At 72.0% G+C, this 22,673-nt stretch carries 19 protein-coding genes and 1 tRNA gene; 10 read left to right on the plus strand and 10 right to left on the minus strand.

The genetic code is table 11. The features are described from left to right. Positions 1 to 3: 3 nt before the first annotated feature. Positions 4 to 1,596, minus strand: coding sequence for a beta-N-acetylhexosaminidase (locus ACGFMM_RS21465; protein WP_393648139.1), 1,593 nt, complete (start codon positions 1,594 to 1,596; stop codon positions 4 to 6). A 230-nt stretch (positions 1,597 to 1,826) separates the two neighbouring features. Here ACGFMM_RS21465 and ACGFMM_RS21470 point away from each other — a divergent pair, with 230 nt between their 5' ends. Both ACGFMM_RS21470 and glmS read left to right on the plus strand, forming a co-directional pair. Continuing rightward, positions 1,827 to 2,102 carry a hypothetical protein gene (locus tag ACGFMM_RS21470; RefSeq protein WP_393647980.1) on the plus strand — a complete coding sequence of 92 codons (276 nt, stop codon included), beginning with the start codon at positions 1,827 to 1,829 and terminating at the stop codon, positions 2,100 to 2,102. A 58-nt stretch (positions 2,103 to 2,160) separates the two neighbouring features. Next, a complete protein-coding gene (gene glmS / locus ACGFMM_RS21475) occupies positions 2,161 to 3,978 on the plus strand; it encodes a glutamine--fructose-6-phosphate transaminase (isomerizing) (protein WP_393647981.1) in 1,818 nt (605 codons plus the stop codon). Positions 3,979 to 4,201: 223 nt separating this feature from the next. Here glmS and ACGFMM_RS21480 read toward each other — a convergent pair whose 3' ends face one another. After that, on the minus strand, positions 4,202 to 4,768 hold the full coding sequence (locus tag ACGFMM_RS21480) for a GPR1/FUN34/YaaH family transporter (protein ID WP_393647982.1): 567 nt from the start codon (positions 4,766 to 4,768) through the stop codon (positions 4,202 to 4,204). 208 nt (positions 4,769 to 4,976) lie between these two features. Continuing rightward, positions 4,977 to 5,498: a universal stress protein gene (locus ACGFMM_RS21485; protein WP_393647983.1), complete on the minus strand. Its 522-nt coding sequence runs from the start codon at positions 5,496 to 5,498 to the stop codon at positions 4,977 to 4,979. A 214-nt stretch (positions 5,499 to 5,712) separates the two neighbouring features. Here ACGFMM_RS21485 and ACGFMM_RS21490 point away from each other — a divergent pair, with 214 nt between their 5' ends. The 5 genes from ACGFMM_RS21490 (at position 5,713) to ACGFMM_RS21510 (ending at position 9,879) form a co-directional block, all read left to right on the plus strand. Next, positions 5,713 to 6,102, plus strand: a complete 390-nt coding sequence (locus ACGFMM_RS21490) for a hypothetical protein (RefSeq protein WP_393648140.1) — start codon at positions 5,713 to 5,715, stop codon at positions 6,100 to 6,102. Between the two features lie 352 nt (positions 6,103 to 6,454). Further along, positions 6,455 to 7,630, plus strand: a complete 1,176-nt coding sequence (locus ACGFMM_RS21495) for a helix-turn-helix domain-containing protein (RefSeq protein ID WP_393647984.1) — start codon at positions 6,455 to 6,457, stop codon at positions 7,628 to 7,630. 70 nt (positions 7,631 to 7,700) lie between these two features. After that, positions 7,701 to 8,303 (plus strand): oligoribonuclease, encoded by a 603-nt coding sequence (gene orn, locus ACGFMM_RS21500; RefSeq protein WP_393647985.1) that lies wholly within the window; start codon positions 7,701 to 7,703, stop codon positions 8,301 to 8,303. A 127-nt stretch (positions 8,304 to 8,430) separates the two neighbouring features. After that, positions 8,431 to 8,503: transfer RNA gene (locus ACGFMM_RS21505), tRNA-His, on the plus strand. Positions 8,504 to 8,589: 86 nt separating this feature from the next. Further along, on the plus strand, positions 8,590 to 9,879 hold the full coding sequence (locus ACGFMM_RS21510; RefSeq protein WP_393647986.1) for an ABC transporter substrate-binding protein: 1,290 nt from the start codon (positions 8,590 to 8,592) through the stop codon (positions 9,877 to 9,879). Positions 9,880 to 10,019: 140 nt separating this feature from the next. Here the strand turns inward: ACGFMM_RS21510 and ACGFMM_RS21515 are convergent, their stop codons facing one another. From ACGFMM_RS21515 to ACGFMM_RS21525, 3 genes are all read right to left on the minus strand, one after another. Then, positions 10,020 to 11,495, minus strand: coding sequence for a cellulose binding domain-containing protein (locus tag ACGFMM_RS21515; RefSeq protein ID WP_393647987.1), 1,476 nt, complete (start codon positions 11,493 to 11,495; stop codon positions 10,020 to 10,022). 156 nt (positions 11,496 to 11,651) lie between these two features. Further along, positions 11,652 to 13,022 carry an ATP-binding protein gene (locus ACGFMM_RS21520; RefSeq protein ID WP_393647988.1) on the minus strand — a complete coding sequence of 457 codons (1,371 nt, stop codon included), beginning with the start codon at positions 13,020 to 13,022 and terminating at the stop codon, positions 11,652 to 11,654. Then, a complete protein-coding gene (locus ACGFMM_RS21525; protein WP_393647989.1) occupies positions 13,019 to 13,705 on the minus strand; it encodes a response regulator transcription factor in 687 nt (228 codons plus the stop codon). The genes ACGFMM_RS21520 and ACGFMM_RS21525 overlap by 4 nt, the downstream gene beginning before the upstream one ends. 53 nt (positions 13,706 to 13,758) lie before the next feature. Here ACGFMM_RS21525 and ACGFMM_RS21530 point away from each other — a divergent pair, with 53 nt between their 5' ends. From ACGFMM_RS21530 to ACGFMM_RS21540, 3 genes are all read left to right on the plus strand, one after another. Then, on the plus strand, positions 13,759 to 14,265 hold the full coding sequence (locus ACGFMM_RS21530; protein ID WP_393648141.1) for a hypothetical protein: 507 nt from the start codon (positions 13,759 to 13,761) through the stop codon (positions 14,263 to 14,265). 445 nt (positions 14,266 to 14,710) lie between these two features. After that, positions 14,711 to 15,361 carry a hypothetical protein gene (locus ACGFMM_RS21535; RefSeq protein WP_393647990.1) on the plus strand — a complete coding sequence of 217 codons (651 nt, stop codon included), beginning with the start codon at positions 14,711 to 14,713 and terminating at the stop codon, positions 15,359 to 15,361. Continuing rightward, positions 15,349 to 17,685, plus strand: coding sequence for an ATP-binding protein (locus ACGFMM_RS21540; RefSeq protein ID WP_393647991.1), 2,337 nt, complete (start codon positions 15,349 to 15,351; stop codon positions 17,683 to 17,685). Before ACGFMM_RS21535 ends, ACGFMM_RS21540 begins: the two co-directional genes overlap by 13 nt. Before the next feature lie 34 nt (positions 17,686 to 17,719). Here ACGFMM_RS21540 and ACGFMM_RS21545 read toward each other — a convergent pair whose 3' ends face one another. Genes ACGFMM_RS21545 through ACGFMM_RS21560 form a run of 4 tightly spaced genes read right to left on the minus strand, consistent with a single transcriptional unit; the run spans position 17,720 to position 22,584 of the window. Continuing rightward, positions 17,720 to 18,988, minus strand: coding sequence for an AAA domain-containing protein (locus tag ACGFMM_RS21545; RefSeq protein ID WP_393648142.1), 1,269 nt, complete (start codon positions 18,986 to 18,988; stop codon positions 17,720 to 17,722). A gap of 56 nt (positions 18,989 to 19,044) precedes the next feature. Beyond that, entirely contained in the window at positions 19,045 to 20,643 is a 1,599-nt protein-coding gene (locus ACGFMM_RS21550) for a hypothetical protein (protein WP_393647992.1), read from the minus strand. Beyond that, a complete protein-coding gene (locus tag ACGFMM_RS21555) occupies positions 20,634 to 21,776 on the minus strand; it encodes a hypothetical protein (RefSeq protein ID WP_393647993.1) in 1,143 nt (380 codons plus the stop codon). Before ACGFMM_RS21555 ends, ACGFMM_RS21550 begins: the two co-directional genes overlap by 10 nt. Beyond that, complete coding sequence (locus ACGFMM_RS21560) at positions 21,709 to 22,584, minus strand: phosphatase PAP2 family protein (RefSeq protein WP_393648143.1); 876 nt, start codon at positions 22,582 to 22,584, stop codon at positions 21,709 to 21,711. Before ACGFMM_RS21560 ends, ACGFMM_RS21555 begins: the two co-directional genes overlap by 68 nt. Positions 22,585 to 22,673: the final 89 nt, after the last annotated feature.

Genomic DNA, 22,673 nt, shown 5'->3' on the forward strand with positions numbered 1-22,673 from the left:
CGGTTACCGCTCCGTCTCCCAGGGGACCTGGGGTGAGCGGTAGTAGTCGATGCCGAGGGCGGTCAGTCTCGGGCCCTGGGCTGCCAGGCGGAGCTTGTACGAGGGCCAGTCGTGCGCCGCCGCCGGGGACCAGCCCAGTTCGGCCACGCCGGGGAGGCGGGGGAAGGCCATCTGGTCGATGTGGGCGTTCTCGGAGATCGTCTCGGTCCACAGGGGGGCCTCGACGCCGCGGATCGCGCCGGCGGGGGCGCCGGGGAGGTACGCGGCCGGGTTCCAGTCGTACGCGCGCTGGACCTCGACGTAACCGGCCCAGGAGAGGCCGAGTTTCGTGTTGCGGTCGTACTTCATGTCCAGGTAGATGCGGTCGGCGGGGGAGAGGATCAGGCCCGTGCCTGCCCGGGCCGCCGCCGCCACCTGTTCCTTCTCGGCCGCGCTCGTGCCGTCCAGGCCCCAGTACTGGGCGAGGGCGCCCGGCGCCGGGGTCGCGCCGGTGATCTGGTGCCAGCCGACGACGGTCTTGCCGTACTTGGCGACGACCGGCTGGACCCGCGCCATGAAGGCCACATAGTCGGCGTGGCTGGTGGAGTGGGCCTCGTCGCCGCCGATGTGGAGGTACTTCCCGGGCGTCAGCGCGGCGAGCTCGCGGATGACGTCGTCGACGAAGTCGTACGTCACCTCCTTCGGCACGCACAGCGAGCTGAAGCCGACGTTGGTGCCGGTGTAGAGCGGCGGGGCGACGCCGTCGCAGTTCAGTTCGGCGTACGAGGCGAGGGCCGCGTTGGTGTGGCCGGGCAGGTCGATCTCGGGGACGACCTCCATGTGCCGGGAGGTCGCGTACGCGACGATCGCCTTGTAGTCGTCCTTGGTGTAGTACCCGCCCGGCCCGCCGCCGACCTGCGTGGAGCCGCCGTACGTGGCCAGGCGCGGCCAGGAGTCGATGGCGATGCGCCAGCCCTGGTCGTCGCTGAGGTGCAGATGCAGTTTGTTGATCTTGTAGAGGGCGAGCTGGTCGACGTACCGCTTCACCTGGTCGACGGTGAAGAAGTGGCGGGAGACGTCGAGCATCGCGCCCCGCCAGCCGTACCGGGGCGTGTCGGTGATGGTGCCGCCGGCGACGGTCCAGGGGCCGGGCTGGACGGTGCGCCGTTCGATCCGGGCGGGCAGCTGCTGGCGCAGCGTCTGGACGGCGCGGAAGAGGCCGGTGGGGGTGCGGGCGGTGAGGGTGACGCCGCCGCGGCCGGACTGGAGGCGGTAGCCCTCGTCGCCGAGGGCGGTGTCGCGGGCGCTGAGCCGGAGCAGGATGCCGCCGCGGCCGGTGTCGTCGGTGACGGGCAGCGGGTAGCCGGTGGAGGGGCGCAGGACGCCGGCGAGGTACTCGCCGGCGGCGACCGCGCCGCCGGCGTCCTGGTCGACGCGGATGCGGGTGGCGGCGGTCAGGGTGTACGGGGAGCCGGCGGGGCGCACCGAGGCGGGCGCGGGGACGATCGCGCCGAGCGGCCGGGTGACCGGCTCGACGGGGGCCTTCCCGGCCGCGGCGGACGACGCGCCGACGCAGGAGATGCCGGCGGCGGCGACGAGGAGCAGGGCGCCGAGCATGCGCGGAAGCGTGCTGTGCTGTCTCACAGGCAGTCCCTTTCAACGGGCTTGTCGACGGGCTTGTGCGGCTGTGGGCATGCGTAACCGAAGCGTCACCATGCGTACCGTGCACCCCAGAAGGAGTCAAGGTGTAGACCAATTTCGACGCTCAGGGGCGTGATCATGAACACGCTTGCCCGAAATCGGGCAGGATTCTTGCAAACCCGGCCCCGCTCCCCCAGTATTTCGGGGTGCTCGAACGCCGCCCGTCGCACGACGACCTGATCGACCACCTGGTGCGCAGCACCGCGCTGCCGCGCGGGGAGGCCACCCGGGTGGTGCTCGACGTGCTGGCGTACTTCGACGAGTCGACCGAGGAGTTCGTCCGCCGCCGCCATCGCGAACTGCAGTCCGGCGGGGCCGTGAACGCCGAGATCTTCGAGCGCATCGCGGCCGAACTGCCGCACCGCGCGGTGGCGCCGCCGGAGCTCTCGCTCCGCCAGCTGCGCCGCATCGTCTACGGCTGAGAAGCCGGCGGCCACGGGACGGCCGGGGCACACCACAACCAGGAGGGGTTTCACCTATATGTGCGGAATCGTCGGTTACATCGGCAAGCGCGACGTCGCTCCGCTGCTGCTGGAGGGCCTGCAGCGGCTGGAGTACCGGGGCTACGACTCGGCGGGCATGGTCGTCACCAGCCCGAAGTCGTCCGGCCTGAAGATGGTCAAGGCCAAGGGCCGGGTCCGTGACCTCGAGGCCAAGCTCCCCAAGCGCTTCACCGGCACCACCGGCATCGCGCACACCCGCTGGGCCACCCACGGCGCGCCGAGCGACATCAACTCGCACCCGCACCTGGACCCGGAGAACAAGGTCGCCGTCGTCCACAACGGCATCGTCGACAACGCCGCCGAGCTGCGCGCCAAGCTGGAGGCGGACGGCGTCGTCTTCGCCTCCGAGACCGACACCGAGGTCATCACCCACCTGATCGCCCGCTCCCAGGCCGAGACCCTCGAGGAGAAGGTCCGCGAGGCGGTCAAGGCCATCGAGGGCACCTACGGCATCGCCGTGATGCACGCCGACTTCAACGACCGCATCGTGGTCGCCCGCAACGGCTCCCCGGTGATCCTCGGCATCGGCGAGAAGGAGATGCTCGTCGCCTCCGACGTCGCCGCCCTGATCGCGCACACCCGCCAGGTCGTCACCCTCGACGACGGCGAGATGGCCACCCTCAAGGCCGACGACTTCCGCACCTACACGACCAACGGCGCGTCCACCACCGCGACCCCGGAGACCGTGGAGTGGGAGGCTGCCTCCTTCGACATGGGCGGCCACGACACGTACATGCACAAGGAGATCTCCGAGCAGCCCGACGCGGTCGACCGCGTGCTGCGCGGCCGGATCGACGACCGCTTCTCCACCGTGCACCTCGGCGGCCTGAACCTCGACCCGCGCGAGGCCCGCACCATCCGCCGGATCAAGATCCTCGGCTGCGGCACCTCGTACCACGCCGGCCTCATCGGCGCCGGTCTGATCGAGTCCATGGCCCGCATCCCCGCGGACGCCGAGCCGGCCTCCGAGTTCCGCTACCGCAACCCGGTCGTGGACCCCGACACCCTGTACATCGCGGTCTCCCAGTCCGGCGAGACGTACGACGTGCTGGCGGCCGTCCAGGAGCTCAAGCGCAAGGGCGCCCGCGTCCTCGGCGTGGTCAACGTGGTGGGCTCGGCCATCGCCCGCGAGGCCGACGGCGGCGTGTACGTGCACGCCGGCCCGGAGGTCTGCGTGGTCTCCACCAAGTGCTTCACCAACACGGTCGTCGCCTTCGCGCTGCTCGCCCTGCACCTCGGCCGCATCCGCGACCTGTCCGTCACCGACGGCAAGCGGATCATCGAGGGCCTGCGCAAGCTGCCCGAGCAGATCGCCGAGATCCTCGAGAACGAGGACGAGATCAAGAAGCTCGCCGAGGAGTACGCGGGCGCCCAGTCGATGATGTTCATCGGGCGCGTGCGCGGCTACCCGGTCGCCCTGGAGGCCTCCCTCAAGCTCAAGGAGATCTCCTACATCCACGCCGAGGCCTACCCGGCCTCCGAGCTGAAGCACGGCCCGCTCGCCCTGATCGAGCCGGCGCTGCCGACGGTCGCGATCGTCCCCGACGACGACCTGCTCGAGAAGAACCGCGCCGCCCTTGAGGAGATCAAGGCCCGCAGCGGCCGCATCCTCGCGGTCGCGCACCAGCCGCAGGAGAAGGCCGACCACACCATCGTCGTGCCGAAGAACGAGGACGAGCTGGACGCCATCCTCATGGGCATCCCGCTGCAGCTCTTCGCCTACCACACGGCGCTCGCCATGGGCCGCGACATCGACAAGCCGCGGAACCTGGCCAAGTCCGTCACGGTCGAGTAGCAGCCCCTGGGGCCCGTCCCCCGGGGCCGCCTCCGGGCCTGTCCCCCGGAGCCTCGGCCACGGCCGGGAAAGCCCGTCCGGCGCGCTTCCGGCCTGTCCCCGGAGCCCGGACGCCCGGCCGGACACAGGAGCGGTCCCCGCGCACGCCACGCGTGCGCGGGGACCGCTCTTCTTCACGGGCCCACGGCCCCCGCCCAGGGGCGGCGGGCCCGGCGGGGCCGCGTCAGCCGGTGGCCGTCACTCCCCGGCCCGCGGCACGCCCCAGGGACGTCGGCCAGTTCGCGACCGCCGCCGTCGCGCCGTACCAGGCCGCGAGGCCCGCCACCGCCGCGACCCAGCCGCCGGCCTTGCCCAGTCCGTCGTTGCCCGCCATCGCGGCGACGCCGGACAGCAGCAGGGAGAGGAACAGGAGCCCGTAGACGCCCTGTCCGAAGAGTCCGCCGCCCTTCGCCGACATCGTCAGCGTGAGTGCGAGCAGCGCCCACAGGAGCAGGAAGAGCCCGGTCGCCTCGGCGGACGACTGCTCGCCCGCCGCGGTGCCCCAGGTGAACCAGAACGCGCCGAGGGCCGAATACGCCGTGCCCTCACCGGAGTTGCCCGCGCGCAGCGCGAGCAGACCGACGAGGAACAGGGCGACCCCGCCGACCCAGGTGGCGAGGGAGGCGGCGTCCGACGCCGCGACGTTGTCGATCACACCGGTGCCGCCTATGCCGAAGGCGAGCAGTGTGAGTCCGAGAGCGAGCTGACCGAGTGTGGAGTTGCTGTTCCCCGCGGCGACGTCCTTGTCCACGGCGAGGCTCCCTTCAGGTGCGCAGTGGTGCTGCGTGGGGTGCTGGATCCGGTGAGCTTTATCTACCCTTCACAAGCACACAATTCACCTGACGACGGAGAAAATTGCCGAGGAGCAGGGGGAGTTGGTGAGCGACGGTTCCGGAAGACCTCGTGAGACCCCGTGCGAGAGGGAGTGCGAGGGGGACGAGCGAGGGGACGAGCGCGCGCTACGGGATGACGACGACGGGCCGCTGCGCGCGGCGCGCGAGCCGGCCGGCGACCGAGCCGAAGATCCGCCCGACGATCCCGTGCGTGGACCCGACCACGATGGCGTCGGCGGAGTACTCCTTGCCGACCTCCTCCAGCTCGTGGCAGATGTCGCCGCCGCGCTCGACGAGGATCCAGGGGACCTCGCTCAGATAGTCGGCGCAGGCCAGCTCCAGACCGAGGACCTCGGTGCGGTGATCGGGCACGTCGACGAAGACCGGCGGCTCGCAGCCCGCCCAGACGGTGGTGGGCAGCCGGTTGGCGACGTGCACGATGATCAGGCCGGAGCCGGAGCGGCGGGCCATGCCGATCGCGTACGCGAGGGCGCGCTCACTGGACGTGGAGCCGTCGAAGCCCACCACGACGCCGTGCCGGAAGGCCGGGTCGCAGGACGGACGTGGCTGTTCCACCGCAAGCGGGTCGACCGTGGAGTCGGCGACGCGCTTGCGGTCCGCGGGTTCGGGAAATTCGTGACCGGCCATCGGTGTCTCGGCGAATCAGGTCCTTGAGGAAGGAAACGAGGAAGCAGTCGAACGGAACGACGGTGGGTGTCGGAGCCGTGTCCGGGAATCATCTTCCCAAGCCCATACCCCCAAGGGTACGGCGACACTCCTCTCCTGCCCAGGGCCGACCGTCCCATGCGCGGCTTCCGCACGGCGTTCCAGGGAGCATGCACGAGGCGCTCCCGATATGGCAATGCCGCTTGTGCCCTACAGGCGTCCGAACGGGGGCCGAACGAACGTCCACGCAGTGACCGGAACGTTCCGCTCCTCGTTGCCACGGGGTCACACCCCCCGACCCCGAGGGAGTCCCTCCGTGCCCGGATCGCCGGCCGCCCCCCTGTCCGCCTCCGCCGCCCAGCCCGCGGGTGACGTCGTCCGGTGGGCGGTGTTCAGCTGCGTCCTCGCGCCGGTCGTGCTCCTCGCGTACGGGACCTCGCTCGGCGGGGCCGCGGGCACCGCGCTGGGGCTGGCCGCCGTGACCGCGGCCTGCCGGGTGCTGCTGCGGCGCTCGGAGCGGCATCTCGGCGGGAAGCGGCCCCGGAATCCCGCCAGGACTGACGGACTCGCACGCACGCACCCGTAGGTTTTCAGCCAACTTCACCTGACCGGCGAGTCCTTGCCGGAACCACCCCGCAACCCCCCTGTCACCAGCGAGGAAAGCCCCGGAAGTGTCCGGCGCACCCTACGGGGACGGGCCATGAGCGCCCGGCCCACTTCCCTGCGGGGCCCGTGAGTGGAACGCTTCGTGATCGAATGCTTCGCGCCAAGTTGCCTTGTCGACAATGTGCCGGATGGAGAACTTGTCACGCCGGCGCCACGGGACGCAGTAGATTCGATCATGGGTATCGAAGACTGGGGACTCGTGCAAAACCGAGGGGAAACGTGCAGGAGCGACAGGACCAGGGAGACGCGAACACCGAGGGGGGCTTAGCGTCATGAGCCAGGACTCCGTTGCACCGGAGGCCGCGCGGAAACTCTCCGGGCGCCGCCGCCGCGAAGTCGTCGCGGTGCTGCTGTTCAGCGGCGGCCCCATCTTCGAGAGCTCCATCCCGCTCTCGGTGTTCGGCATCGACCGGCAGGACGCCGGCGTGCCCCGCTACCGGCTGCTGGTATGCGCCGGCGAGGACGGCCCGCTGCGGACCACAGGGGGCCTCGAACTCACCGCGCCGTACGGACTGGACGCGATCAGCCGGGCGGGCACCGTCGTCGTGCCGGCGTGGCGGTCGATCACCTCTCCGCCGCCCCCGGAGGCGCTCGACGCCATCCGCCGGGCGCACGAGGAGGGGGCCAGAATCGTCGGGCTGTGCACCGGCGCGTTCGTCCTCGCGGCGGCCGGGCTGCTCGACGGCCGGCCGGCGACCACGCACTGGATGTACGCGCCGACGCTCGCCAAGCGCTACCCGTCGGTCCATGTGGACCCGCGGGAGCTCTTCGTCGACGACGGGGACGTGCTGACCTCCGCCGGCACCGCCGCCGGCATCGACCTCTGTCTGCACATCGTGCGGACCGACCACGGCACGGAGGCCGCGGGCGCCCTGGCGCGCCGGCTGGTCGTCCCGCCGCGGCGCAGCGGCGGTCAGGAGCGCTACCTCGACAGGTCTTTACCGGAGGAGATCGGCGCCGACCCGCTGGCCGAGGTCGTCGCCTGGGCGCTGGAGCACCTCCACGAGCAGTTCGACGTGGAGACCCTCGCGGCGCGCGCGTACATGTCACGGCGCACCTTCGACCGCAGATTCCGCTCGCTGACCGGCTCCGCGCCGCTGCAGTGGCTGATCACCCAGCGGGTGCTGCAGGCGCAGCGGCTCCTGGAGACCTCGGACTACTCGGTCGACGAGGTCGCCGGCCGCTGCGGCTTCCGCTCGCCGGTGGCGCTGCGCGGGCACTTCCGCCGCCAGCTCGGCTCCTCGCCCGCCGCGTACCGGGCCGCCTACCGGGCCCGCCGCCCGCAGGCGGAGGCCCCGACCGCGGTCCTGGACCCGATGGTCCCGGCTCAGGCGTCCGTGGCCGGCCGGCGGCCGTCACCGCAGCTCGCCCCCGAACCGGGCAAGCCGCACGCGGACGCGTACGCCTCCGGGCGCCCGGCTCTGCCGGGACCGCGCAGCGCGAGCTGAAGGCACCGTCGCGCCCGATGGGCGTCCGGGGGGCTCTCCCCGGGCGCCCATCAGCCATAAGGTAGGACGCATGAACGATCGCATGGTGTGGATCGACTGCGAGATGACCGGGCTCTCGCTGACGGACGACGCACTCATCGAGGTGGCCGCACTGGTCACCGACTCGGAACTGAACGTGCTCGGCGACGGAGTGGACATCGTGATCCGCCCGCCGGACGCGGCCCTGGAGACCATGCCCGACGTGGTGCGCACCATGCACACCGCCTCCGGGCTGCTCGACGAGCTGGCGGGCGGCACCACCCTCGCCGACGCCGAGGCCCAGGTCCTCGCCTATGTGCGCGAGCACGTGAAGGAGCCCCGCAAGGCTCCCCTCTGCGGAAACTCGGTCGGCACCGACCGCGGCTTCCTCGCCCGTGACATGTCCGCCCTGGAGAGCTACCTCCACTACCGGATCGTCGATGTCTCCTCGGTCAAGGAGCTGGCCCGCCGCTGGTACCCGAGGGCGTACTTCAACAGTCCGGAGAAGAACGGCAACCACCGGGCGCTCGCCGACATCCGCGAGTCCATCGCCGAGCTGCGCTACTACCGCGAGGCGATCTTCGTCCCGCCGCCCGGCCCGGACAGCGACACCGCCCGGAAGATCGCCGCCAAGCACGTGCAGCCCACCGAATGACCCGGGGATGACCTGCGGCTCGCGCCCGGATTCCGTCGAAGAACAATGTGGGCGCGAGCACCCTCCCGGACCCTGTAGACTTCTTCTCGGCCGGTCGGGGAAACCTTCGGGTAAACCGCCGGTCATGGTGGGTGTAGCTCAGTTGGTAGAGCACCTGGTTGTGGTCCAGGTGGCCGCGGGTTCAAGTCCCGTCACTCACCCTGACGAATGAAGGCCCGGTCTGGAAACAGACCGGGCCTTCGTCGTGTCCCCACTCCCCGACGGCCCCGGCCCCTAACGTGTCGCCATGCGCACAGGCCTCAGCTCCCTCCTCGCGGCCGCGCTCGGCGCGACGCTCCTCGGCGGCTGCGCACCGGACCACGACGGCGCGGGCGGGACCGGCGGCAGCGGTGTGACGACCCTCACGGTCGGGGTCTTCGGGGCCTTCGGCTACCAGGAGGCCGGGCTGTACGACGCGTACACCCGGTTGCATCCGAACGTGGTGATCAGGCAGACCTCGATCGCCCGGAACGAGAACTACCACCCGCAGCTGCTCACCCATCTCGGCGCCGGCTCCGGGCTCGCCGACATCCAGGCCGTCGAGGTCGGCAACATCGCCGAGATCACCGCCACCCAGGCCGGCAAGCTGACGGACCTCGGCCGCGCACCCGGCGTCGACCGCTCCGCGTTCCTGCCCTGGAAGTGGGCGCAGGGCACCGCCCGGAACGGAAAGACCGTCGCGCTCGGCACCGACATCGGCCCTCAGGGCGTCTGCTACCGCAAGGACCTGTTCGCCAAGGCCGGGCTGCCCACCGACCGGGAGGCCGTCGGCGCGCTCTGGGCCGGCGACTGGCGGGCCTATCTGGAGGCCGGCACCCGCTACCAGGAGGGCGCGCCGGAGGGCACCGCGTTCGTGGACTCCGCGTCCGGGGTGCTCGCGGCGATCAACGGCAGCGGCGCGGAACGGTTCTACGACGCGAAGGGCGAGGTCGTCTACAAGACCAACCCGGCCGTGAAGGACGCCTGGAACCTCGCCGCCGCGTTCGCCGAGGGCGGCCTGACCGCCCGGCTCCAGCAGTTCACCCCGGCCTGGGACCAGGGCTTCGCCGAGGGCGCGTTCGCGACCGTCTCCTGCCCGGCCTGGATGCTCGGCCACATCCAGGACAAGACCGGCCCGGCCGGCAAGGGCAAGTGGGACGTGGCCGCCGCGCCCCGGCCCGGCAACTGGGGCGGCTCCTTCCTGGTCGTGCCGTCCGCAGGGAAGCACACGGCGGAGGCGGCCCGGCTCGCCGCCTGGCTGACCGCGCCCGCGCAGCAGGCCGTGCTGTTCGAGAAGCGCGGCAGCTTCCCGAGCGCCTCGGCCGCGTACCGGCTGCCCGTGGTGGCCGGCGCCACCCATCCGTACTTCGGCGGGGCGCCGATCGGCGCGATCTTCGCCCGTGCCGCGCAGGGCGTCCCGGTGGCCGCCGTCGGCCCGAAGGACCTGGTCATCCAGCAGAACCTGGCGGACGTCGGGATGCTCCAGGTCGACCAGAGGGGCCGGTCCGCCCAGGAGGGCTGGGACGCGGCGGTGAAGGCCATCGACAACGCCCTGTGACCGCAGATCGTGGGCGGGCGGCATCATGCAGGGCGCGGTGAAGGGCTGAGCCTCGGAAGGCCGGCCCTTCACCGCGCCCTGACTGTGGGGGGCCTTGCGGTGGGCTCGCGGTGGGTTTTGCGGTGGGCTTGCGGGATCGGCTACTTGTACGCGCCGAACGCCTTGGTGAAGGCCAGCGGCTGCTGGAGGATCGACGAGCAGGTGGCGTCGGCGTAGTTCACCGCGCCGGCCGCGCACTGCTTGTCGCGGGTCGAGGACCACATCGACAGCCAGCCGAGGCCCTTGGACTTCGCGAAGTCGACCAGCTGGGTGGCGTCGTCGACCTTGAAGATCTCGGTCGTCACGTCGTTCACACCGATCATCGGGGTGACCGCCACGGCCTTCCACGCGGCCGCGTCGGACAGTCCGAGGACGCCCTTGATCTGCGCCTGGGCCGCGGTCGCGGCCTGGATCGCGTACGTGCCCATGTCGGCGCTGTAGGCCGGGCCGTAGTCCATGGCCATGATGTTGACCGCGTCGACCCGGACGCCGTTCCTCTTGGCGTCGGCGAGCAGGTCCACGCCCGGCTGGGTCAGGCCCTCGGGCATGACCGGCAGGGTGAAGGAAACGTTCAGGCCGGGGTGGGACTTCTGGAGCTGGGCGATCGCCTGGGAGCGCCGGGTGTTGGCGGCGGTGTCCGGCAGGGCGGCGCCCTCGATGTCGAAGTCGACCTTGGTGAGCTTGTACTGGTCGATGACCTTGCCGTACGCGGCGGCCAGGTCGCCGGCGGAGGAGCAGTTCAGGGCCAGTTCGTGGCCGGCCGCGCCGCCGAAGGAGACCCGGACGTCACCGCCCTTGGCGCGCAGCGCGCCGATCTGCGCGGCCACCTTGTCGCTCGCCAGGTCGCTGACCCCGCCCCACAGCGGGGCGCAGCCGCCGCCGGAGGTGATGAAGGCCAGGTTGAACTCCTTCACGCCGGTGGCGTCGGCGGTGGCGAGGAGGTCGTACGCCGGGTAGAGCGAGGTGTCGACGTACGGGGCGAACTTCGCGCCGCCGGCGGCCGGGGGCGTGGTGGGGGTCGGGGTGGCGGTCGCCGTCGGCGTGGGGGTCGGCTTCACGGTCGGGCTCGCCGTGGCCGTGGGGGTGGGGGTGGGGGTGGGCTGCTCGGTGGGGCGGCCGGTGGGCTGCGGGGTCGCGCCGGTGTCGACGGAGCAGGCGGCCTGGTTGATGAGGCAGTCGGTCGGGTCGCCGGCCGTGCCGGTCGCGGAGGTGACGAAGCCGACGGTGACGGACTGGCCGGGCGCGAGGTCCTTGTTCCAGCTCGCGGGCTTCACGGTGACATGCCGCCCGGAGACGGTGTGCTCGCCGTTCCACAGCGAGCCGACGGCGGTGCCGGCGGGCAGGTCGAACTCCAGAGTCCAGCCGGACTGGACCTTGTCGGTGCCGTTGGTGACGACGTACTGGCCGGTGTAGCCGCCGGTCCAGGAGCTGGTCCTGGTGTACGCGGCGCCGACGGCCGACGCCTGCGCGGTGCCGGTGAACGCGAACGCCGCGCCGCCGATCACCGCCGCGGCGACGACCGCGCCCACGGCCTTCGTCCGGCCGCTCGCCCTGCGCCGATGCGAACTGGTGCCCATCGCGTGCCTGCCTCTGCGTTACGGGGGTGGGGTGCGGGCAGCACGCTAGCGGCCGGGATTCGGACAAATCCCCACGAGAGGGCCGGGGTTGAGGATCCTTAGGCTCCGCTTAAGGAAGGCATGGGGCCGGGGAAAGGTTGGACCGCGAGCGGGGCCTCACGCCCGCTTGCGGCGGCTGCGGCGGGTGGTTCCACGGCGGTCGCCGTGATCGGCCAGCGCGATCCAGATACGGACCTCCGTGCCGCCGAGGACCGAGTACCCGAGGCGGACGTCGCCGCCCGTCGACTCGGCCATGCGGCGCACGATGTCCAGGCCGAGGCCGGTGGAGCCCGCCCGCTCGCCGCTGTTGCCGCGGGCCAGGGCGGCCGCCGGGTCGGCGATGCCGGGGCCGGCGTCGGAGACCAGCACGATGACGGCGTCGTCGCCGTTGTGGACGTCCACGGAGAACGCGGTGCCCTCCGGGGTGTGCCGGAAGACGTTGCCGAGCAGCGCGTCGAGGGCGGCGGCGAGTTCGGGGCGGGCGACCGGGATGCGGACCGGGCGCTCGATGCCGGCGACCCGCACCTTGCGGCCCTCGTCCTCCGCGAGCGCGGACCAGAAGGCCATTCGCTCCCGCACCACCTCGGACGCGTCGCAGCCCCCGCCCGGTCCGGTCGCCTGGGTCTGCGGCTTCGCCTCGCGGGCGGTGCGGATGATGGTGTCGACCTCGCGCTCCAGCTGCTCCACCGCGGCCATGGTCTGCTCCGCCGCCGGGCCGGAGCCCAGGGAGGCGGCGTTGAGCCGGAGCACGGTCAGCGGGGTGCGCAGCCGGTGCGAGAGGTCGGCGGCCAGTTCGCGCTCGTTGGCGAGCAGCTGGACGACCTGGTCGGCCATCGCGTTGAAGGCGATCGCGGCGGACTTCAGCTCGGGTGGCCCCTCCTCGGGCACCCGCGCCCCGAGCCGCCCCTCGCCCAGCTCGTGCGCGGCGCCGGCGAGCCGCTGGGCCGGCCGGACCATCCGTACGCCGAGCCGGTCGGCGACCGCGACGGAGCCCACGATCAGCGCGACGCCGACGCCGGCGAGGACCAGCCAGGCCGTCGCGACCCCGTTGGACCGCTCGCCCTCCGGCACGAACAGCTCGACGATCGCGACCCGCCCCGAGCCGACCGCGGTGGGCTGCAGCAGCACCGAGCCTCCGGCGACCTCCACGACGGTGGCCCGGCCGAGCCGCCGGGTGGTCTCCAGGTCCTCCGCGGCGGCCCGCCGCGTACCGATCTCCACCGGCCCGGCGCCCGGCTCGTCGCCGGCCGGGACGTGCACGGCCAGGCGGCCGGCCGCGCCGTCCTCGGTGCTGGCGACGGCCCGGTCCAGCTCGGCGCGGTCGGTGGTGATGGCGAGCACCGGGGCGAGACCGGAGGCCCGTCGCTCGGCGTTGGAGAACGCCCGGTCGCTGGCCATCTCCCTGACGACGAGCGCGAGGGGGACGGCGAAGGCGATGACGACCATGGCGGTGACCGCGAGGGACACCTTGACGAGCGCCCATCTCACTGCGGCGGCTCCAGCTTCACGCCGACGCCCCGCAGGGTGTGCAGGTACCGGGGCCGGGCCGCGGTCTCGCCGAGCTTGCGGCGCAGCCACGACAGATGGACGTCGATGGTCTGGTCGTCGCCGTACGACTGCTGCCACACCTCGGCGAGCAGCTCGCGCCGGGAGACGACGACACCGGGCCGCCCGGCGAGGAAGGCGAGCAGGTCGAACTCCCGCCGCGTCAGATCGAGGGAGACCCCGTCCAGCTCGGCCTGCCGCCGCAGCGGGTCGATGGAAAGCCCGCCGACGCTGATCACCCGGCTCGGCGGCGCCTCGCCGGCGGACCTTGCGCGGCGCAGCACGGCGGCCATCCGCGCGGACAGGTGCTCCACGGAGAACGGCTTGGTCAGATAGTCGTCCGCGCCGTCGTTGAGCAGCCGGACGATCTCGGCCTCGTCGTCCCGGGCGGTCGCGATGATCACCGGTACGTCGGTGATGCCGCGCAGCATCTTCAGCGCCTCGGACCCGTCCAGATCGGGCAGTCCGAGGTCGAGGATGACCACGTCGAACCGGAAATGGGCGACCTCGCGCAGCGCCTCCAGGGCGGTGCCGACGCTGCGCACGGTGTGGGCGGCGTCGGTCAGGTGCCGGATGAGGGCCGAGCGCACGAACGGGTCGTCCTCGACCACGAGCACACTTGCCATGGGCGGCACCGTACGCCATGTGGGGGACATGGGGGCCCGGGGCGTGGTGCATGATGGCCGCGATGCGAAGAGGACTGGTACACGCCCTGGCGTGGTCGCTCGCCACGGGCGCGGCGGTCACGCTGTCCTGGTGGGGCGTGCACACGGTGATGGCGGGCACGGCGTACGACCCGCCGCTCGCGCTGCCGATCCCGGCCGCGGGCTCCGGCTCCCCGAAGGCGTCGTCGACACAGCACCCGCCCACGCCGGCGCCCTCGAAGACGCCGCGGAAGAAGACCCCGCCGCCCCCGAGCCCGACCCCGCAGAAGCCGACGACGCAGCCGCCGTCGCCGGACGCGGGCCGGGTCAAGAGCTACACGGTCGACGGCGGAAGGGTGGTCTTCGCCCTGGGCGAGACCTCCGCGGAACTCGTCTCGGCGACCCCGTCGGCAGGCTGGCAGATGCAGGTGTGGAAGCAGCCCACGTGGATCCGCGTCACCTTCACCCGCGACGCCCACGAACGCTCGGTCTTCGCCGTCTGGCACGACAGCGCCCCCCGCGTGGAGATCGACGAACGCTGAAGCCCGGCCAGGGCTGCCGTGCGCGTCGCGCGGCAACCCGCCGCGGCTCCCTCCTAGGACGGCAGCCTCGACTACGCGAAGGTGGCCCCTGTCGTAGCCGCAGCGGAATCACAGAACCGAAGCCCGGTCCCGGTCCCTGCTCCGGCTCCGACTCCGGCTCCGACTCCGGCTCCGGCTCCGGCTCCGGCTCCGGCTCCGGCTCCGGCTCCGGCTCCGGCTCAGAGATCTGACCCGCCCGGCCGGATCAACTCGGCCTCGCCTGGCATCACCCGATCGGTGGCCAAGCCGCACGGGCCCACCTGCGGATCCACGGCGATGCCTACTGGGGCGGCATCTGCTGCCCACCTAGAGTGGCGAGAACGGGCGTGAAGCCGTCTGGTCCATGGCTGTAACCACGTGTGACCGTCGAGGTCGTGGGCACTAGGTGGGAGGTCGCATCGCGGTGGTGGCGGTTGAGCTCGCAGGCGCTGTCGTGGGTTGGCTGGTCGCGTTCTCCAGCGACTCCGGCGTTCGGTTGATCAGGGGACAACACGATGAGCGGGCGCTGAAGAAGGCTCTCACCCACGCTCTCGCACCGGTCGTGGCCGGGACGGACCCCGCTGTCCGGCCCGTCCTGGAACGTGGACTGACTCGTTTCTTCGCCGCACCGTCGAAATTCCGCGTGGTCAACGCGCCTTCCGTGCGTGAGGCCCTGGCAACCGCCGTGGCGAGCCAGATGACCGACCTGGAAGAGTGGGTTGCCGTCAAGACGGGACGACCGTTCCGCGAAGTGGTGGCCATCGAGGCGGAGGAGTTCACCGCAAGGGTCACCCAAGCTGTCGTGTCGGGCCTGCGTCAGTACGCAGCGGCTGGGGAACTCACCGAGCTGGTACGCGCCCTGGACACCGCGGAGATCATGGGCCGGCTCGATGTGCTGGGGATGCAGATCACCGACCTCGCCGTGCCCGGCCGGGCCGCCGCGACGTTCAGTCTGCCCCGCGGCATCTCGTCCTTCACCGGACGAGCTCCCGAGCTCGAGCACATGGTGCAGGTCCTGGACACCGCAGGTACCGGCGGAGCCATCGACATTCATGCGATCAAGGGATGCCTGGCATAGGGAAGACTGCCTTTGCCCTGCACGCCGCTCACCTTCTCGCCCCACGATTCGAGGACGGCCAGCTCTTCCTCCATCTCCATGGCCACACTCCCGGCCAGCGGCCCGTCGACCCTTCGGACGCTCTCGCTTCACTCCTTCTCGCGGTAGGGGTGCCGGCCAGGCAGATTCCGGCTGATCGGCAGTCCCGGTCCACACTGTGGAGGCAGCGAGTATCTTCCAAGAAAATACTGCTGTTGCTGGACGACGCGGTGTCAAGCGAGCAAGTACGCCACTTACTCCCCGGCTCGCCCGACAGCCTTGTTCTGGTCACCAGCCGCCGTCGGCTCACCGCACTGGAAGGAGTGGTTCCCATCACTCTGGAAACACTGCCGCCGGCAGAGGCGACCACGCTCTTCTCCCGGTTGGCAGGCCGTCCCGACCTGTTTCCGTCCGACCCCCACGTGGCGGAGATCGTGCGCCTGTGCGGCTACCTTCCGTTGGCGATCCGGCTGACAGCAGGCAAACTGGCTCACCACCCCAGCTGGAGCGTTCGCGACCTCGTCGCCGATCTGACGCGTACCCAGAACAGGATCGCGGCGATGCGGGCCGAGGACGACTCCGTAGCCTCGGCGTTCGATCTTTCCTACCGCGACCTCTCGCCGGATGCGCAGCTCCTGCTTCGACGGCTCGGTCTGCATCCCGGCTCTGACATCGACGCGTATACCGCTGCCGCGCTGGGCGACATGCCGCTGGCGACCGCGCAAGATCTCCTCGACGTGTTGTTCATACACCATCTCCTCGAGGAACCTGCGCGCGGCAGGTATCACATGCACGACCTCGTGCGACAGCGGGCCAAGTTCCTGGTCTCCCTCGACCCCCCGCTGGAGGTCGAGGCAGCGCTGGACCGGATGTTGGACTACTACCTGCACACCGTTCAGCACGCGGCACGATCGATCATCGGGCGGGCGCCCGCCTCGGCAAGGCTGGCAGTGCGGTTCCCGCCTGCCTGGTCCCCAGAGATCGACAATTCCGACCAGGCCCTCGACTGGCTCGGCGAACAGCGCTCCAATCTCCATGCGGCGATCGACTTCGCCGCCTTTCGCGCCCACCCGAAGCACACCGTCTACATCGCAGCGGCGATGAACGACTTCCTTCGGATCCAAGGCCATTGGGACGAGGCGATCACGGCTCACCGGTGCGCGCTGGAAGCAGCGACGAGGACCGCGGACCGTCTCGGTGAGGCACTGGCTCTGGGGAACCTGGGGTCGTTGCAGCGGCTCAAGGGCGAGTACGAGGCCGCGGTCCACAGCCAGGAACAGGCACAAGAAGCCTATCGGGACGCGGGTGACCGCCTCGGTGAGGCGAACGCCGTCCATGAACTGGGCATCGCGCAGCGACTCTGCGCCGACTACGCGGCCGACCGAGTCAGCCAGGAGAGGGCCTGCGGACTGTACCAGGCCCTCGGGAACAGACTCGGCGAAGCGAACACCCTCCATGAACTCGGCACGATGTACTTCCTCAGGGGAAATCTACGAGAGTCGCTCACTGTGCAGACACGCGCCCTCGAAATGTTTCAGGAACTCGGAAAGCCTTACGGCCTGCCCTTCGCATACAACGAACTGACCGTGGTCTCCTACCTCATGGGGGACTACCCTGCCGCCGCCACATGCGTAGCCCATGGAATGCGCCTCCATCACGAACTCGGCAACACGTTCGGTGAAGCCTATTCGCTGAAAGAGCTGGGCGTCGTCGAGTACCTGACGGGAAATCTGAGTTCCGCCGTCACCACTCTGACCGCATCCGTCGACCTGCACCGTCGACTCGACAGCAGGTACGGGATGGGGCTGGCCCTCACTGAGCTGGGAACGGCCCATCGCCTGTCAGGTGATCAAGAGAACGCGCTGAGCGTGCTCGTCCAAGCACTCAGTCTGCACCGCGAGTTCGCCTTCAGATATGGCGAAGGTTGCACGCTCAAGGAACTCGCCGTGGTCAAGGACCTGAGGGGAGACCGTGCCGGTGCGGACGCCGATATCGAATCCTCGCTCCACTTGCACGCCATGTTCGCCCACCGTCACGGTCTGACCGACGCCGTCGTCACACAGGCGGAAATTCTGCTCCGACGCGGCGAACACGGCTCCGCTCTGGAGAAGTTCACCAGTTCACTGGGACCGGCGCGGGAAATCGGCGCCCCTCTCTTGGAGGCACGTGCCCTCGAAGGTCTAGGGCACTGCCTCCTCCGTACCGACACTGCCCAGGGCTTCGTCAAGCTCAGAGAGGCACACACCGTCTACCGACGCATCGGCGCACCCGATGCGTCCCGAGTCGAGCAGGCTCTGGGCGCCTGACGGAGAGTCCCCCTCCGCGTGCGACTCCTTGTCCCTACGGCCGCCACGAGACGCGGTGGCCGGACCAGAAGTCCCACGTGGACATCATCGCCTCCCAGCCGTCCGGGAACTTGACTGTGACGCCCAGTTGGACCGGTTCTGTGGAGGGGTGGTCGTCCAGGAGGTCGGCGACGCCGGCGCGGCAGACGACGATGCAGGCGTGGCGGTGGCGGGAGGCGAGGACGCACAGGCGGCCGGTCTCCAGGTGGAAGGCCGTGGCGTCCGGACGGCCGGACAGGGGGTGGAGGACGACCGTCACGTCGTACTCGCGGCCCTGGAGGCGGTTCGCCGTGTCGACGGTGACGCCCTGGACGCCCAGCTCCGCGAGGGCCGTTCGGACGGACGCCGCCTGGTCGCGGTGGGCGGTGCCCACCGCGATGCGGTCCGGGGTCAGGGGGGTGGGCTCCGCGGCGCGCTCGCTCACCGCCGCGCCGCCGCGGTCCAGGAGCCGGCGCACCACCAGGGCCACCGCGCGGACCGCCTCCGGGTCGGTGCGGGGCGTGTGCCGGGCGGGGAGCTCCAGCAGGCCCCAGCCCGACTCCGCCGCCTCGTCGAGCACCCGGTCGGGGCCCGAGCCGTCGGACGGCACGCCGAACGACAGCCGCCGGTCGCCGTGGTCCGTGCCGCTGCGGAACGGCGTGTACGGGTAGAACGCGGCGGAGACCAGCGGTGCCGCCGACGCCGGCAGGCGCCAGGAGACCGGGAGGCGGTGCTGCGGAAGGTCCGGGTTGTGGGCCAGGAGGGTGCTGACGGCGGAGGCCGAGGGGTCGTACGACAGGCCCGCCCACTGTTCCGCGCCGACGACCGAGAACGGGTCCAGCTGCCCGGGGTCGCCCACGAACAGCGCCCGCTCGAACAGGCCGGCCACCGCGAGCAGCGCGTCCGAGCGCATCTGGTACGCCTCGTCGACGATCGCGTGCGCCCACGGCTCCACGTTCTTCACGTGGGCCCACTTCGCGGCCGTGGAGAGCACCACCGGCAGCCCGGCGAGGTCCCCCGCCTTCGACGACTTGCGTACCTGGTCCAGGCCGTCGAGCGCCTTGTCGTACGGGTCGCTGTCGTTGGAGTGCAGCCGGCCCACCTCCAGCTCCGGCTCCTTCTCCGCGAGCCGCAGCACCAGGTCGTCCACCTGCGCGTTCGTCTGCGCGACGACCATCAACGGCCGTCCCGCCGCGGCCAGTTCCAGCGCGGCGCGGACCACGAGCGTCGACTTGCCGGCGCCCGGCGGCGAGTCGACGACGACGCCACGCGCGTCCCCGTGCATCGTGCTCGCCAGGATGCCGGCCGTCGCGCGGCCCGCCTCGGCGGAAGGGTCGAACGTCACAGCAGGTCCTCCGCGGTCACGGCGTCGGGCAGTTCGGCGGTGTCCGTGCGCGGCGGGCCGCCGTGTGTCCAGGGCGTCTCCTCCGGGTCCGGCAGCTTCGCGCCCACCCGCGCCTCGTGCTCGAACAGGGTCCAGGCCAGCCGCTCGCCCTTCTCCGGCACCGAGCCCTCGGCCGGCTCCTTGCCGCGGCCCATCCGGTCCAGGATCCGCAGCACCAGGGCGCCGTCCTCGTCGTACCCCGCGAACTGGGCGGTCTGCGGCTTGCCGTCCAGGGAGCGGTACGCCTTCACGCCCTCGCCCAGATGCGGCCGGTCCTCGGTGCGGACGGTGAGCAGCGGCCGGGGTGCGGGCCGCTTCGACTCCGTCCAGGCCATGGTCACGTCCACCACCTCCGCCACGAACGCCTCCCCGGACAGCCGCCGCCCCGCGAGCACCAGCGGGTCGTCCAGCGCCTCCTGGGCCTCCAGCTGGCTCTGCGCCTGCTCGCGCGCGGCCAGCTTGCGGGCCGCGGTGACCGCGTCGTCCCGGCGCGGCTGCGGCGGTTCGCCGGCCGCCACCCGGTCCCGGTGGGCGGTGAACGACCAGCGGTCGCGCGTCCAGCGGTCCGGCACCCGGGCGCCCTCCGGCAGCTCCCGCAGCAGCCCGACCGCCCGCCACACCGCGTCCCAGGTCGGCCTGAGCTGGGCGGCGATCAGCCGGCGGATCTCCCGCTCGGCGCGGTGCAGTTCGCCGAGCCGGTCGTCGGCGGCCGCGCCGTCCTCGGCCGCGCCCAGCGCCTGCCGGGCCCGGTCGTACTTCTCGATCGCCGGCGCGAGCAGCCGGTTGTCGAACGCCGGGTCCGTGGCCGGGCCGGCCGGCGGGCACAGCAGCTGACCGGCCGCGTCCCGGCCCAGCTCGGCACGGAGCGCCGCCTGTGCGCCGGACGCGCCGGGCGCGTCCTGCGGTACGTCGATCCAGGCGAGCAGCGCCCCGAGGTGCTGGTCCTCCAGGGAGGACTGGCCGGTCGCCCAGTGCCAGCCCAGCAGGTCCGTCGCCGAGAGCAGCAGCGAGGAGCCCGGCACCCGGGCTCGCTCGCCGAAGTGGGTCAGCCAGCGGCCGAGCAGCGGCACCCGCGGCGGCGCCGGGAACGGCGTCTCCGGGTCGGTCTCGGCCGTCCGGCGGAACCGCATCGACCGGCCCAGGAGCCGTACGTACTCGGCGCCGGCCCGGCTCGGCACGATCAACTGGGCTGCGTCTGCGCACAGTTCGACTTCGACCTTGACCTTCTTGCCGGTCTCCGGGTCCGTTTCTTTCTTCTCGACCGACTCGACGCCGTCGGTGAACGAGTCGATGTACGGCAGGATCTCGTCGGCCAGCTCGGCGAGGAACGCGAACCGCAGGTCGCGGTCGCGCGGCTGCGGCACGACGAGCAGCCTGGGCTGCCCGGGGTCGGTGCCGACCAGTGCGCCGAGCGGCGCGCCCGCCTCGCCGGCGGTGGTCAACGGGACGAAGACCAGGGGCCGTTCGGCCAGATGCCGGTGGCGTACGGTCGCCAGCGGCTGCGCCCGGCCGGTCTCGACGGCCTCCATCCGGGCCAGCGTGGAGATCAGCGACATGCCATCGCCTCCAGTGCCTCCGCCCGCAGCGCCCGCGCCCGGCGCACCGCGGCGACCGTCGGGTCGTCGGCGTCGGCGTCGACGTCGCCGTCCTGCCCGCGCGCCGCGTCGAGCACCGCGCCGATCGTCGTCAGGCCCCCGAGCTCGCCGCGCACCGAGCGGCCGAGCACCTCCACCACGCCCGCGAGCCGGGCCCGCTCCCGGCAGTGGAAGGCCAGTTCGCAGGCGGCCAGGCACTCCGGCGCGTACGCGTGCGGCACCGCCTCGACCGCCTCGGCGAGCTGCTCCGGCGTGCAGCCCTCCACGTCGAAGGTGAGGCCCTCCGGCAGGTCCGCGGCGATGTCCTCGATCCGGGTCAGCCGGGCGAGCTGACGGCGGGTCACCGCCGTCTGCTTGCGCACGTCGACCATCGAGCCGGCCGGCAGGTTCGAGAAGTCCTTGGGGCACACCAGCAGCACCGACTGCGCCACGCTCGCGCCCGCGGTCACCGCCGCGACCCGCTCCAGGGCGAGCACGTACACGGCCGCCTGGCGCGCCGCCGCGCCGACCTTCGAGGCGTCCGCCGAACCGTCCACCATCGGGAAGGACTTGATCTCGACGACCGTCCACCGCCCGTCCGGGCGGACCACCACCGCGTCCGGCTCCAGGAACACCGGGGAACCGGCCACGTCCAGGGCCAGCAGCGGATGGTCGAGCAGCGTCCAGGCCCCGGCCGTCCCGGCCGCCGTCGCCTCGCGCAGCGCCAGCGAGGTCCGCGCCGCCCGCCCCTCGGGGCCGGCCGCGGCCAGGTCCGGGACGAGCACCTCGGCGGCGTCGTCCACGCCGAGCAGCCGCAGCAGTTCCCGGCCGCCGTCCGCCTTGACCTTCGCCTCGAACGCGTTGCCCCGCATGATGGCGAACTGGGACTGTCCGTACGCCGCCGGGGACCCGAGCAGTGACGCGAGCGCGGTCTTGTCGACCCCCGCGCCGTCGAGCAGCGCGCGCCGCCTGCAGCCGGGGTTGGCGGCAAGGGCGGCCAGCGCCCGCGCGTCCATCGGACGCGGCGGGACCGCCGGTCCGCGCAGCTCAGCGAGCCGGCGTCGGAGTCTCGTCTGCGGAGCTGGGGGCGCTCCGCCGGCCTGGGATTCGCTCACCCGCGGAAGTGTCGCATCCGGCGCTGACAATCGGGGCCCGAGCCACCGGCGCGCTGCTCACCGGGCGGGCCCGCAGCCGGTCCGCGGCGCGCAGGAACGGGGCGGTGAGCAGCAGTCCGAGCCCCATCACGGCCGCTCCGGCGACCGCGTCCAGGAAGTAGTGGTTCGCCGTGCCCATGACGACGATCACGGTCAGCAGGGGGTACGCCACGCCCAGCGCCTTCAGCAGCGGGGTGCGCCCGTACCGCCACAGCATCACGCCGCACCACAGCGCCCAGCCGACGTGCAGCGAGGGCATCGCCGCGTACTGGTTGGTCAGCCCGCCGAGGCCGCGCGGCGCGCTCGCCGCCCCGCCCCACCAGCCGTACGCGCTGAACTGGGCCATGGTGTCGACGAATCCGTGGTGCGCGTCGAGCAGCCGGGGCGGGCAGGTCGGCAGCAGCGTGAAGCCCACCAGGCCGAGCAGCGTGGAGAGCATCAGCCAGGTGCGGGCGGCTCGGTAGCGGGCCGGGCGGCGGCGGAACAGCCAGATCAGCACGGCCGGAGTGACCAGGTAGTGCAGGGTCGCGTACGCGAAGTCGGCGGGTATCGCGAGCTCGGGCGTGGTGGTGAACAGCCGGTTCAGCGGGTGTTCGGCGTTCAGGAGCAGCAGCTTCTCGATCCGCAGGATCGCCAGCCCGTGGTCCACCGCGGTCTGCGCGTCGCCGCGGGCGAGCAGCCGTCCGCCCGTGTACGCCCCGTACACCACGACGAGCAGAAGCAGTTCGGTCCACCAGCGGGGCCGGGCCCCCTGAGCTGCGTGCGGCAGCGGCATCCGTACATCCCCCCGAGGTGCACTGATCCGAAAATTTGATCGGTCCTGACCTCAGGGGGACGCGACGGAAGGGGCCGGGGTTG

The organism is Streptomyces sp. NPDC048604 (assembly GCF_043199435.1).
In the GTDB taxonomy this organism is placed as follows: Bacteria; Actinomycetota; Actinomycetes; order Streptomycetales; family Streptomycetaceae; genus Streptomyces.

Bases quoted from the DNA above. Each gene is read 5' to 3' on its own strand.
- ACGFMM_RS21465 (WP_393648139.1), bottom strand. From the start codon at position 1,596: ATGCTCGGCGCCCTGCTCCTCGTCGCCGCCGCCGGCATCTCCTGCGTC.
- glmS (WP_393647981.1), top strand. From the start codon at position 2,161: ATGTGCGGAATCGTCGGTTACATCGGCAAGCGCGACGTCGCTCCGCTG.
- ACGFMM_RS21485 (WP_393647983.1), bottom strand. From the start codon at position 5,498: ATGGCCGGTCACGAATTTCCCGAACCCGCGGACCGCAAGCGCGTCGCC.
- ACGFMM_RS21490 (WP_393648140.1), top strand. From the start codon at position 5,713: ATGCCGCTTGTGCCCTACAGGCGTCCGAACGGGGGCCGAACGAACGTC.
- ACGFMM_RS21495 (WP_393647984.1), top strand. From the start codon at position 6,455: ATGAGCCAGGACTCCGTTGCACCGGAGGCCGCGCGGAAACTCTCCGGG.
- orn (WP_393647985.1), top strand. From the start codon at position 7,701: ATGAACGATCGCATGGTGTGGATCGACTGCGAGATGACCGGGCTCTCG.
- ACGFMM_RS21510 (WP_393647986.1), top strand. From the start codon at position 8,590: ATGCGCACAGGCCTCAGCTCCCTCCTCGCGGCCGCGCTCGGCGCGACG.
- ACGFMM_RS21515 (WP_393647987.1), bottom strand. From the start codon at position 11,495: ATGGGCACCAGTTCGCATCGGCGCAGGGCGAGCGGCCGGACGAAGGCC.
- ACGFMM_RS21525 (WP_393647989.1), bottom strand. From the start codon at position 13,705: ATGGCAAGTGTGCTCGTGGTCGAGGACGACCCGTTCGTGCGCTCGGCC.
- ACGFMM_RS21530 (WP_393648141.1), top strand. From the start codon at position 13,759: ATGGCCGCGATGCGAAGAGGACTGGTACACGCCCTGGCGTGGTCGCTC.
- ACGFMM_RS21540 (WP_393647991.1), top strand. From the start codon at position 15,349: ATGCCTGGCATAGGGAAGACTGCCTTTGCCCTGCACGCCGCTCACCTT.
- ACGFMM_RS21545 (WP_393648142.1), bottom strand. From the start codon at position 18,988: ATGCACGGGGACGCGCGTGGCGTCGTCGTCGACTCGCCGCCGGGCGCC.
- ACGFMM_RS21550 (WP_393647992.1), bottom strand. From the start codon at position 20,643: ATGTCGCTGATCTCCACGCTGGCCCGGATGGAGGCCGTCGAGACCGGC.